Source organism: Pseudomonas sp. SG20052, from assembly GCF_031766055.1.
GTDB lineage: Bacteria > Pseudomonadota > Gammaproteobacteria > Pseudomonadales > Pseudomonadaceae > Aquipseudomonas > Aquipseudomonas mandelii.
Map to the genome: position 1 here is coordinate 4,924,704 of NZ_CP134498.1, position 13,375 is coordinate 4,938,078.

Genomic DNA, 13,375 nt, shown 5'->3' on the forward strand with positions numbered 1-13,375 from the left:
GTGCGGGCTGTCTGGCTAAAACGCTCTGCCGTGTCAGGCGCTGGCGTACTGGCCGCAGCGCTCGTTTTATGGCGATATGAGGGGGACTTGCAGGAAACGCGCCAGCTCATGAATCCAAATAAAAGGCACAAAAAAGGGACGAATCCGGATCATGCCGATCGGATTCGTCCCCAAGCGTAAAGCGGGCACCTTCAATCCCGTTGCGGGAGAGGAGGTGCCTGATTCAGGTATCAGCCGAACATGGCAAACGCATCGCTGTTGGCCGGCCAGCTGAAGAGCTGTCCGTCCGCCGTCTGGATTTGCTCGATGGTATCGGAGCCGGCAAACCAGTCCTTGAGCTGGACACCTTCCTGCGGAACCTGCCCTGGATTAACACTCGACCTGTGCAGGTAGAGGTCATCACCGACACGATCAACCAGCAGTTCGGCACTGCTGATGTACGACAGCACTATTTTGTCGAAGCGGCTGGCGCCATCGTCCTGGATCGTCACCAGTGCCGAGGTGTTGACGTTGTAGGTATCGTCACCCTCACCACCAAAGGCGGACCCGCTGGCTTGCAGCACCAACTTGTCATCGCCAGCACCGCCCAACAGCGAGAAACCGGAGCCCGTGCCGGTCAGCAGATCGCCACCTTCCCCACCGTCGGCCATGCCGTGAACCACTGTGATGACATCGCCCCCCGCTTCACCATAGGCCCGACTGCCCTCATCGTTGGCAGCGGTGACGATGGTGTCGTTGCCATTGCCGCCATACAAGGTGTCAGCCTGCGGCCCATTGATCAGACCATCCAGTGTGAATGGCCCGATCTGGGACACCAGCCCGCCATAGAGGTAATCGTTGCCGTCGCCACCGTAGATGATGTCGTTACCCAACCCGCCTTCAAGGTAGTTGACGTTGGCATCACCGGTCAGGGTGTCATTGAAGTAGCTACCCACTACACGCTCGATGTTGCTCAATACGTCGCCTTGCGCATCGCCGCCTTGATTGACCCCGGTCAGCAGGTTGATGTTCACGGCGCTGGCACTGGTGATGTACCAGGCACTGTCCAGCCCTTCTCGCCCATCGATCACATCCGCACCGGCACCACCGATCAAAATGTCGACGCCGGTCGATCCGGACAACGTGTCGCCAAAGTTGCTGCCCTGGAAAATCTCGATCCCGGTGTAGGTATCGCCAGTGGCGTCGCCAGTGTTGGCTTTGGTTTTCAGGTCGATGTTCACGGCGCTGTCGGATTGCTCATAGGTGACCAGATCCTGGCCGCCTGCACCATCCAGCCCCATCGCAGTGGTACCGCCATAGAAGGTGTCGTTGTAGTTCGACCCCCTGATCACCTCAATTGCGGTGAAGGTGTCGCCTGCCGCGATCCCGGAATGCACACCCGTCTTCAGGTTGATACTCACCGCCACGGTACTGTCGAGATAACCCGCAGTGTCGAGGCCGGCGCCGCCGATAAACTGGTCGGCACCCGCGCCGCCGTACAGTGTGTCGTTGCCAGAACCACCGGTGATGATGTTGTCGCCGGCATTGCCCCAACCGGTGTACGCGCCAGTACCGACGAAGGTCAGACGCTCGATATTGGCTGCCATGTACGTGTGGCTGGGGTTGACCACCGACACGCGCATTTCATCGTTGCCGCCACCGGCCAGTTCGACGATGGACGCTGTAGCGCCATTGTTGATGTAGTAGATATCGTCGCCGGCACCGCCTTCCAGCCTGATCGTGGGTGCTGTGTGATCCGGGCCGACGGCGAACGTGTCATTGAATGCCGAACCGATAACGGTTTCGATATTGGTCAGGGTGCTGCCAGCGGCATCCCCTCCTGTACCAGCGATGCCTGTGCCGAAGCGGACCTCAACGTTTACTCCGGCGGCCGACGTCGAGTAGTCGACCGTATCGGTACCGACTCCACCATCAAAGTCCATGCCCTGGCCATCGCCGACAAAGGTGTCGTTGTAGTTCGAACCCTTGATCGCCTCGATGTCGGTGTAGGTATCGCCCGCCGCAATGCCGGTATTCACACCGGTTTTCAGATTGACGGTCACGCCGGCCGTACTGTCGGTGTAGCCCACGGTATCCAGCCCGGCACCGCCGATGAACTGGTCGGCACCCGCGCCGCCATATAGCGTGTCGTTGCCCGAGCCACCAGTGATGATGTTGTCGCTGGCATTACCATAACCGGTGAAGGCGTTGCTGCCGGTATAGGTCAAACGCTCGATGTTCGCCGCCAGGACGGTGCCGACAGGGTTGATCACCGACACGCGCACTTCGTCATTGCCGCCACCGGCCAGTTCGACGATGGATGCTGTAGCGCCATTGTTGATGTAGTAGATATCGTCGCCGGCACCGCCTTCCAGCCTGATCGTGGGTGCTGTGTGATTCGGGCCGACGGCGAACGTGTCATTGAACGCCGAACCGATGACGGTTTCGATGTTGGTCAGGGTGCTGCCAGCAGCATCCCCGCCGGTGCCGGCCATGCCCGTACCGAAGCGGACCTCAACGTTTACTCCGGCGGCCGACGTCGAGTAGTCGACCGTATCGGTACCGACTCCACCATCAAAGTCCATGCCCTGGCCATCGCCGACAAAGGTGTCGTTGTAGTTCGAACCCTTGATCGCCTCGATGTCGGTGTAGGTATCGCCCGCCGCAATGCCGGTATTCACACCGGTTTTCAGATTGACGGTCACGCCGGCCGTACTGTCGGTGTAGCCCACGGTATCCAGCCCGGCACCGCCGATGAACTGGTCGGCACCCGCTCCGCCATATAGCGTGTCGTTGCCCGAGCCACCAGTGATGATGTTGTCGCTGGCATTACCATAACCGGTGAAGGCGTTGCTGCCGGTATAGGTCAAACGCTCGATGTTCACCGCCAGGACGGTGCCGACAGGGTTGATCACCGACACGCGCACTTCGTCATTGCCGCCACCGGCCAGTTCGACGATGGACGCTGTAGCGCCATTGTTGATGTAGTAGATATCGTCGCCAGCACCGCCTTCCAGCCTGATCGTGGGTGCTGTGTGATTCGGGCCGACGGCGAACGTGTCATTGAACGCCGAACCGATGACGGTTTCGATGTTGGTCAGGGTGCTGCCAGCAGCATCCCCGCCGGTGCCGGCCATGCCCGTACCGAAGCGGACCTCAACGTTTACTCCGGCGGCCGACGTCGAGTAGTCGACCGTATCGGTACCGACTCCACCATCAAAGTCCATGCCCTGGCCATCGCCGACAAAGGTGTCGTTGTAGTTCGAACCCTTGATCGCCTCGATGTCGGTGTAGGTATCGCCCGCCGCAATGCCGGTATTCACACCGGTTTTCAGATTGACGCTCACGCCGGCCGTACTGTCGGTGTAGCCCACGGTATCCAGCCCGGCACCGCCGATGAACTGGTCGGCACCCGCGCCGCCGTACAGTGTGTCGTTGCCAGAACCACCGGTGATGATGTTGTCGCCGGCATTGCCCCAACCGGTGTACGCGCCAGTGCCGACGAAGGTCAGACGCTCGATATTGGCTGCCATGTACGTGTGGCTGGGGTTGATCACCGACACGCGCATTTCATCGTTGCCGCCACCGGCCAGTTCGACGATGGACGCTGTAGCGCCATTGTTGATGTAGTAGATATCGTCGCCAGCACCGCCTTCCAGCCTGATCGTGGGTGCTGTGTGATCCGGGCCGACGGCGAACGTGTCATTGAACGCCGAACCGATGACGGTTTCGATGTTGGTCAGGGTATCCCCCTCCGCATCGCCACCGGTGCCGGCCATGCCCGTACCAAAACGGACCTCAACGTTTACTCCGGCGGCCGACGTCGAGTAGTCGACCGTATCGGTACCGGTGCCGCCATCCAGCTTGTCCGCACCGGCACTCCCCATGATCACATCATTGCCACCCAACGCATTGATCTCATCATCCCCACTGGTACCTGTCAGCGTATCCACGCCATTTGTCCCGTTTATCACTGCCATTTCGACTTCTTCCTTGCCATGTTGTAGAACCAGATACCTTTCCGTCGCGATGTGCAAACGCGCATCGCAGAAGGGGTTTTCTTATAAACGAAGCTGTGGAGCCTATATCGACACAAACCAATTCGGGCTTTAGCCGGCCATCGCAAACTTGTAACGCGCTCGGTACAAATCGGCATAGGGGACGGCCTTCACAGGCCGCTCCCCTGCCACACCACCCGGCATACGGGTCCGCGCCGGGCGGTTCGATTCATCTTGCGGGCGATTGACCTCGTCGCTGACGGAGCTTCTCACGGCTTCACCGTTCGCAGTCTCCATCCGCCCCGCGTTTGGCAGGCATCTGACTTCCGGTTTCTCGCATCAACATGGCCTATAACGCTTTCTCTCGTTCGGCCCTTCGTCAAAAAAAGACTACTACGGCCTCTGCTGACTTCTCGCTCCGGCTTGCACCGTCGCCCTTTCAGGCACAAAGCACCACACAACCGCCGGATTTACCCAGCCTGATCCTTGACCACAAGAGCTTCGCGGTTTTGTGCCCGCTCGCCCTGATCGGCCGCGCCTTTATCCGGTTCTTGTACACCGGCTCATGGCTTCGATTCACGCTTCCTCCCCACACTCGGTCGCCCTCATGCAGTTGCGCTTCACTTCGTTCGCCGTGGTCAGCTTACGGTGGGACTCTCACCCACAAGATGGCGCCCATGCTGGGCGCACACAAAACAGGCGGCACAAGGCCGCCTGCTGGTAGACATCCATGCTCGATCAGTTCGGCAACCAACCCTCGATCCAATAGTTGAGGTTGTTGCCCTTGAGCATATAATCGCGCAGCACCTCCTCTCGCAGTGCATCACCCATGCGATAGCTCGCATCAGGGTCGGACAGGTGCATGCGGATTGCCTCAAGCCATTCCTCGGTACTGTTGCTCACAACCTTGGTGCAGGGTAAATAGCCGCGATAGGCTTCAGTGTCGGTGCAAATCACCGGGTAACCACAAGCGCCGTATTCCAACAGGCGCAGGTTGCTCTTGCAGTCGTTGAAGATGTGAAATTCCAGCGGCGCCAGTGCCAGATCGAGGTTCAGGCTGGCCAGTTTCGCCGGATAGGCCTCCAGGCCGATGCTGGGATGGAACTCATGGACAAACGGACGCAAAGCCTGCGGACACATGCCGAAGAACACCCATTCGACTTCGTCGGCAAGCAGGCGTACCACGTCGGCAATGATGGCCAGATCTCCATCATGGCTCGTCCCGCCGCCCCAACCCACGCGAGGTTTGCGAGAAGTACGGCGCTGACTGTTGAGGCCGACCCAGAGGTGCGGCGCAAGCATGTTCGGGACCACCCGGATATCGTGATGCATGTCCCGCAATGCCTCGGCCAAAGGTTGGGTCGAGACCACCACCCGATCACACAGCCCTACGCCACGTCGCACTATTTTATCGACCCCTACCTCGGCCTTGCGCAGGTGCGCGTTCTTTTTCGGAACATCAATCACATAATCGTCAAGTTCGAAGATGCGGAAAGCGTGCGAGCAGTTTTTGACTCGTTCAACCTCATCGACCGCATTCTGGCTATAGCGCCCCTGCAACACGATCACGTCGGGAGAGCTCCGCTCAAGTTCAATGCCTGTCGGCGTGTGATAACTCAAGTGCCCCACCACGCGCCCGGCCGCCTCCAACTCACGGAACGGCTGGGCAACCCGATAATGGCCCACTGCGGTGGTATTGATTGGAATCGCCAGGATTTTGGGCAAAAGCTGACGCGAGAACGGGTCCCAGCCATCCTTGAATCCCGGTTCCAGACTGAAGTTGCTGGTACCCAGACTCAGATTGGGGTTGTAGGCAGGATCCCTGGCTATCACCGGCAACCATCGCTGGTAAAAACTTTGTTGTTCTGCTTGCGACACCCGGGGAGCGGGATTGAAAGCAGAGGATGGAACCACTCGCATCAATTCGGCATAGGGAGTCCACACCACCAGGTATCCGTTTTGCTTCACACGCAGGCAAAAGTCAGCGCCATTGAGTGCTTGCGCCAGATTTTGCTCGTCCAGGCCATGCAACTCGTCAAAAACCTTCTTGCGCACAAGCAGGCAATCGATGCCCACGGCACTGAAATTCTGCACCGTCTGCTGGCGCTGCATGTAACCCGGCGTGTTGAGCGGCTCGCCACGATTGGGAACACCGACGGCCCCCCGCAACCCCAGTACCTGAGCCGTTCCCTCGATACGTCCTTGCGGACTCACCAGTCGACCGCCGACCACGCCGACTTCCGGACGCTGAGCATGATTGAGCAACTCATCAAGCCAATCAGGGTTCACAACGACACTGTAGGGGCTGAGAAACAACAGATAGTCGCCGCGGGCGTGTTCGGCAGCGAAGTTCTGCACGGCCGCCAGATTGTCACCATGACCACAGCGCAACACCCGAAGTTTGTCACTGCCCATTTGCTCCATGGCCGACAGCCAGTTACAGGCATCAACGGCAATACTGCCATTGTCGACAATGAGAACTTCATAGCGTTGGCAGGCGGTTTTCTCCAGCAGACTTTCGACGCAACGCTCCAGGGAGACCAGTTCATCGCGGGTCGCAATGACGATCGAGACCATGACCCGCTCATCATGCAGGTAGTCCACACGATTGATCATCGGCTGGCTGCCAGGGCGAATCCGGTGCGGTGCGCCGAGCCGCTGCAGATGCGCGGCCAGCACCCGAGGGTTCTGCTCGATAATCTGCGGCTGCGTCAGCCACTGGGAGAGACGCAGAGCAGACTCCACGAGAATTTCAGCAATGTGCCCGATTGCGTGCGGCCCGTTACTCTCCACCAGACGCCAGACCAGGTCATGCCCCCCCAGCTCGCCAAAACCGTCTTGCATGCCACCCAGCTCGATCATCCGCTGCCGCTGCAGGGCCAACACACGGCCGACATAAGGATAGCTGCGCATCAGATCCAGGTTGAAATCCGGTTTGAATACCGGCTCGATCGACACCTCATCGCGCAATCCGCCCTCGTCACTGTAGAGGCAGCGCACGTCAGGCATTTCCACCATGCGCTCTGCCAGCAACAGTAAAGCCAGTTCATTCAAGCGATCGCCCGCGCGAACCAGATAAATCCAGTCTGCGTTGTCCAACTGGGTCAGCAGTCGATTGAACTGGGCAACCGAATCATCTTCCAGACGCACATGACGCACGCCGTCGCATGGCGTGTGCTGCAAATCAGACAGCACCACCACCTGCTCGGCGGCATAGGTTTGCTGACGAATACTCTTGAGCGTTTCCTCCAGTGCCGGAACATCGCCTTCGTTGTCGAGAACAATCGGCACGATGCGCGGACGCCAGCTCCAACTCTGCAAACGGGTGTCGAGCAAACGTTGCTGGGCCGGTTTCAAACGACGGCAGGATAACCATTCCCGGTACATGTCGGCAAAGCTGTCGCACTCGACACCTACCCGGGTGTGCACCATCGTTTGAATGAAGCCCAGCTGCCTGCCCAGCGCGGTTTCTTCCCAGGCATAGGCTTGCCCCTCTATCGCATCGGCCAGTGCCAGATAACGTACCCAGCCCGGCGCAGGCGCCGGCTCACCACTGCGCAAGACAAGCATTTGCTTGAGCCAGTCGAGTTCTGTCATTCGCGCAGCCCTGACTAACGCCTGATCGCTCAGCCGCGCCGGATGCAAACGCTCAAGACTCATCACCTGACTCACCACCACCAGATTTCCACGGCGTAGCAGGCAGGCAAACAAGGCGAAGTCCAGACAAGCGATAAAACCTTCGCCTATCTGAGTCAGGGCCGGCAAATATTCCAGCGCATGCCGGGTTCGCAACAACGCCCCGCTGAGGCCACTGAGGAAATTGACCGGACTGCTTTCCAGAATGCCCAGCAGATCCTCCCCCTTGAACAAGGTGATACCCGTGGAAAAACAGCAGTTTTCCACACGGTCGGAAAGCAGGATGTAATCCGCGTCGTAAAACTGCCGCTGGCCGATCACCAGGTTGACATCGTCGTGATCAATGAAGCCGACGATCTGCTGAGCGATGCATTCAGGGAGCAGTTGGTCGTCGTCACACAGCAACTTCAAATAGTCACCGCTGGCCTCCTGCGCACAGGCCATGAGATTGGCCTGAAAACCCAGGCGCTGGGGATTGCGCACATAGCGCAGGCGAATCGAGGCAGGTACCTCACAGGCATCGATGATCTCGCGGATCTCATCACCGCCACTGTCATCGCAGACGATCACTTCAAGATTGACGTAGGTCTGACTCAGCGCGCTTTGCAGCGCCGTCTGGAAGAACTGTGGTTTGAAGGCGGGAATGGCGATGGTGACAAGAGGTGCTGGTTTCACGGCGGGAGAACTCGCGAGCGGCGGGAGCTGACTTCAACGAAGTGAAACTCCCCGAACCGCTGAATAAAGACGGTTTGCACTCGGCAGTCGCAAGCCTTCGCAAAATCATCGCGAAGGCCCTGACTCAGACTTTGTTGAACAGCCCCAATTGAGCGATCTTGCTGAACGCCAGCTGCGAAGCTTGCAGCATGGTCTGCTGCAGAGTCAGACGGGTCATCACTTCAGCCGGATCGGAATCGCGAATGGCCGACTGGGTCTGGGTGTTGGCGAGTGCCAGGCTCTGGTTGATATCGGTCTGAGTCAACAATGACGAACCGCGACCACCTACAGAACTGATACTTGAAGCAAGTTGATCCATACCGCTGGACAGGTTACCCATACCGGCAGTGACCGCAGCGTTCATTTTCTGAATGGCAATCGGATCATTGTTGGTTGGCGTCGACAGGGCTGTTTTCAGCTGGTTGACGGTGTCCAGAATGTTCTGGGTCTGGTGCGTATTGACCGCCACAGAGAACTGATCGCCTGTACCCGGCGTACCAGCCACAGTGAACGAAACACCCGACGCTGTCGCGGTCGTACCGGCCATGGTACCGGTGGACACCGGTTTACTGTTGGCGGTCAATGGCGCGGCGTAGAGTTCGAAGTTCGTGGCACTGGTGAACTTAAGGATCGCCCCGCCGCCCGGGAAGCTGGCGTGGTAGTCGGTGCTGTTGGTCACAGAGGCATCAGTCACCAGTGCAGTCGACGGGTTGCCCGGGCTGCGCGAAGTGTTGAAGCTGTCCGGCTTGGCTGCCAGCGTGAAGCTGTGCCCGGCGATGACCGCGTCAGGGTTGGTATCACCCGTCTTGAGGTTGATATTGAGTTTCAGGTCAACGCCACGAAAGCTCACGGATTGACTGGCTGCGTTAGTAGAAGAGAACACACCGTTCTGACTGGCTTCGGCCGTCACGTCGTTACCCAGCGCATCGGTGATTTGCAACTGCGTGCTGCTCAGGAACGACACGGTGTAAGGTTCGCCGCTGCGGAACTTGGCGTTGTAGGTGACATCGGAGCCGACCTGACCGTTGGACAACACCACACGACCGTCATCGACCGCAGGCGTGGTGAGCGTGGCTTGAGTCCGGGTAGTGTTGATCGCCTGCTGGAACACCTCCCAACCAGTGCTGTTGGTGGCCATCGACTGGGTATCGCCAATCGGCAGATCCAGCGTGACCTGATCACCGTTGTAGGTGTAGCTGCCATCGGTATTGCGGGTGAACGGCACGACATCGCCCTTGGATCCGGCGAAGATGTACTTGCCGTTTTCATCCTTGGTGTTCATCAGGCTGAGCAGTTGCTCTTCAATCTGCCCCAGTTCGGAAGCGTTCGCCTGGCGGTCGGCATCGGTATAGCCGGCGTTGCCCGCACCCAGCGCCAGCTCTTTGGCGCGTTGCAGCACGTTGCCAATGCTGGTCATCACCGCTTCGGTCTGGCCGAGGGTGCCTTTGATGGTGGTCATGTTGGCTTCGTATTGATCAAGCATCGAAGCCTGCTGACCCAACTGCAGCAAACGCGAAGCGCCGACCGGATCATCAGCCGCCGTGTTCACACGAACCAGGCTGCTGGCCTCTTCGCTGCTCTTGACCACGTTGGCGAAATTCTTCTGATAGTTGGCAGCAGAGGACTCGTAAAACTGGGCGGTAGAAATGCGCATGGGCTACGACTCCTTAAAGACTGTTGATCAGTGTGCTGAAGATTTCCTGCGCAGCCTTGATGATCTGCGAAGACGCGGTGTAGTACTGCTGATACTTGACCAGGTTGCCGGTTTCCTCGTCGAGGTCGACACCTGACAGCGAGTCCCGAGCTCCCTTGGCGTTAGCCAGAATCGCTTCGGTGGCAGCACTATCGAGTTTGCCTTGGGCCGCCTTGGCACCAACACCCGAGACCAGTTTTCCGTAGGCATCGTTCAGGGAAATACCGTTACTGGCCGACCCGGTATCCACGGTCTGCTTAGTCTGCAAACCGGCCAGTGCAGTGCCGTTACGGTTGTCCAGCGAGCCCGGCTGGCTGAGCGAGACGTTGATCGCGGTACCGTTACTCGGCGAACCGGCCACAGTCATGTCGAACGATACAGTGCGCTGCACGATGGGCGGTCCCGGATCATTGATCGCGGCACCGCTGGCGTCGACCAGTGGAATGGTCAGGCTCAGCGTATTGTTCTGGCCCGGCACGATGGTGCCGCTGCTGAGCGGGTTGCCTTGGGCATCGAGCATTTGGTAAGTCTGAGTCGTACCACCCGCCGCACCAAACACGATCTTGACCGGCGTCGAAGTCTTCAGACCATTCTGGATCGCTGTAGTGGTGGCCGAGTCATAAATATCGAACTGCGTAGTCAGGGTCGGTTGACCGCTGGCCGGAATCGTCAATGTGCCGCTGCCGCCAGCAGCAATTGCCGCACCCAACGGTGCCGCGATGGCCAGACGCTTGGAGTCGGTCATCTCGGTCTTGATGTTGGTGGCCGCGTTGCGGGTCGGGGTGATCTTGAAAGTGTCGCCAGCGGCGGCGGTGCCACCGGTGAGCTTCATGGAGAAACCATCGACCACTGGCGGCGGCGTGGTCAGCGTGCTGAACGCGCCCATGGCGGTGCCTTCAGGCAGGCGCTGCAAGGTGTAGTCAGTGGCGCTGGTGAACGTCACCTTGTAATCGTTGATGGTCAGCTTGCCGCTGTCCTCGATGGTCACATCGAAATTGCCCGAGCCCGCGCTGTTGCCGACTGTGGCAATACTGCGCTGGGCCATTTGCGCGGCACTGTTGATGTTGTTGAACAGGTTCGAACCGAAGTCACCGTTTTTGTCGATGCCTTGGGCCTGAATGGTGTTCATCTGATCGGCAACGACCAGGGCCACGCGGCCCAGTTCGTTCATCGCCGGGTCCAGTACGGTGCTGCGATAGCGCAGCAAACCACCCATTTCACCACCGGTCATCACCGACGTGATGTCAACGGTGCTGCCGGCGCGATTGAGCTGAATGCCCATGCGCGAAGGGTCGTTCAGGCTCGACGCAACAGACAGGGTGCTGGCGGTGCCGCCGATGACCAGCGGCTGGCCGCTGCCCAGATAAACGTCGAGGTTACCGTCGCGCTCGATGACCTGCGCACCGGTGAAGGTGGAGAGCTGACGCACGGTTTCGTTACGCGCATCGAGCAGCTCGTTCGGCATGCCGCCGGACTTGGAAATCTCGGAAATCTTCTGGTTCAACTGCGCCACGGTGGCGGCCAGTTTGTTGACCTGATCGGCCATGTCCGCCAGGTTGCCGTTGACGTTGGCGTTCTGCTGCGTCAGCTGGCTGGAGATCGAGTTGAAACGATTGCTCAAGGCCTGGGCATCGCTGAGCAGCAGCTGGCGCGACGCGTCATCACCCGGCTTGGCGTTGACGTTCTGCACCGAGGCGAAGAACTTGGTCAGGGCGCCGTTGAGGCCGGTGCCGCTGTCCGAGAGCAAGGCGTCGAGCGGGCTGATCTGCCCGGCATACGCAGCCGCATCGCTGTTGAGCGAGGTGGTGGTCTGCAGTTGCGCATCGAGGTAGCTGTTGTAGACGCGACGCACATCGGCCAGGGTCGTACCGGTGCCGATGTAGACATTGCCGAACTGATTCGAGGCTTTGGTGCCCTGCACGGTTTGCTGGCGTGAGTAACCGGCGGTGTCGGCGTTGGCAATGTTATTGCCGGTAGTCATCAACGAGGATTGGCTAGCAGCCAGACCCGACATCCCGATATTGAGCAAACTCATGGTTCAGACCTTATGCCTTGTGCCTATAGAGGCGTAGTAGAAGCGCCCGCCGCAGCGTAGTTTTGGTAACTCGTCATCTGCTTGGCTATCTGCGAAATCTTGCTTGCGTAGGCCGGGTCTGTCGCATACCCGGCTTTCTGCAGCTCGCGTACAAACTGTTCTGGGTTATCGGCAGACTTCAGAACATCTTGATAGCGATTATTGGTTTGCAGCAAAGTCACCAGGTCATGGAAGCTGTCTTTGTACGAATCGTAGGAGCGGAACTCTGCCGTCTCCTTGACCATCTCGCCATTCCTGAATTCGCTGGTGATCGCTCGCGCCGATTCACCCTTCCAACTGCTGCTGGCCTTGATGCCAAACAGGTTGTGACTGCTGCTGCCATCCTGGGCACGCATGACCGATTTGCCCCAACCGGTTTCCAGGGCCGCCTGGGCCACCAGGTAACGCGGATCGACGCCGATACGGTCGGCGGCTTCCTTGGCCATCGGCAGCATGGTGTTGACGAATTCGTCGGCGGAACTGAAGGCTTTCTTCGGTGGCGCCAGCGGAATCTGCGCCATCGCACGGCCGTAAACCTGCAGACGTCCGCTCGACTTGTTATCGGTTGGCGAGGGCAGCCAGTCGCCATTGAACAGCGGGCCGGCACCGGTCACGACCGGAGTCGCGGCGCGCTCAGGCAGCAAGGCTTTGTTCGGGGTTGTAGCGGCAGTCGTTGCCGAAGGCACCAGGCCGGCGAGCAATCGGTCGGCCAGTTTCGGCGGCAAGGCCAGACGGCGCTGATTGATCAGCTCCATGTCATTGTGATGCGTGCCCTCGCCTGTTGGCGCTTTCACCGAACGCGAGGCCCACAACGGACGCTGACCATTGAGCCGCGACAGCGGACCGTCGGTGGCCGCGGTGCCTGCGGCAACCGGTGTCGGCACGGCCGCTTTCGCCGCTTCCTGCTTGGCGGCGGACGCGGCTGCAGCCTCGCCCGGCGCCAGCGGTTTGTTCTTCGACATCTGGCGCATCAGCACGTCCGCCAGACCGATACCGCCGCCCTCGCGGGACATGGAAACGGCCAACTGCTGGTCGTACATTTCCTGGTACTGCTTGGCCGCTGGAGTGTTGAGCGGATTGTCCTTGCCCAGCGCATCGGTGGCCGAGCGCATCGACTTGAGCATTTCACCGAGGAACAGCGACTCGAATTCCTGCGCCACTTTGCGCATGTTCGCGTCACTGTCCTTGTCGCCGACCTTGAGCTGATTCAAACGATTCAAGTCCGAATAGGACCCCGAATCGTTGCTGCTGACACCCAGGCCGCCCTTGCGCATATCCATG

General features: G+C 59.3%; 5 protein-coding genes. All 5 read right to left on the reverse strand.

The genetic code is table 11. The annotated features are described in order from the left end of the window. Positions 1 to 230 precede the first annotated feature (230 nt). Complete coding sequence (locus RHP74_RS22655) at positions 231 to 3,932, reverse strand: calcium-binding protein (protein WP_311096335.1); 3,702 nt, start codon at positions 3,930 to 3,932, stop codon at positions 231 to 233. Positions 3,933 to 4,715: 783 nt separating this feature from the next. After that, positions 4,716 to 8,288, reverse strand: a complete 3,573-nt coding sequence (locus RHP74_RS22660) for a glycosyltransferase (protein WP_311096338.1) — start codon at positions 8,286 to 8,288, stop codon at positions 4,716 to 4,718. Positions 8,289 to 8,412: 124 nt separating this feature from the next. Continuing rightward, positions 8,413 to 9,981, reverse strand: coding sequence for a flagellar hook-associated protein 3 (locus RHP74_RS22665; protein WP_221107069.1), 1,569 nt, complete (start codon positions 9,979 to 9,981; stop codon positions 8,413 to 8,415). A 13-nt stretch (positions 9,982 to 9,994) separates the two neighbouring features. Then, the gene (gene flgK, locus RHP74_RS22670; RefSeq protein WP_304872966.1) at positions 9,995 to 12,055 is read right to left on the reverse strand and encodes a flagellar hook-associated protein FlgK; all 2,061 of its coding nucleotides are present in this window, start codon (positions 12,053 to 12,055) and stop codon (positions 9,995 to 9,997) included. A 23-nt stretch (positions 12,056 to 12,078) separates the two neighbouring features. Next, positions 12,079 to 13,374: a flagellar assembly peptidoglycan hydrolase FlgJ gene (gene flgJ / locus RHP74_RS22675; RefSeq protein ID WP_010457011.1), complete on the reverse strand. Its 1,296-nt coding sequence runs from the start codon at positions 13,372 to 13,374 to the stop codon at positions 12,079 to 12,081. Between the last annotated feature and the right edge of the window lies 1 nt (position 13,375).

What these genes read in the sequence shown, in the direction of transcription:
- RHP74_RS22665 (WP_221107069.1), bottom strand. Translation starts at nt 9,981, where the DNA reads ATGCGCATTTCTACCGCCCAGTTTTACGAGTCCTCTGCTGCCAACTAT.
- flgK (WP_304872966.1), bottom strand. Translation starts at nt 12,055, where the DNA reads ATGAGTTTGCTCAATATCGGGATGTCGGGTCTGGCTGCTAGCCAATCC.
- flgJ (WP_010457011.1), bottom strand. Translation starts at nt 13,374, where the DNA reads ATGGATATGCGCAAGGGCGGCCTGGGTGTCAGCAGCAACGATTCGGGG.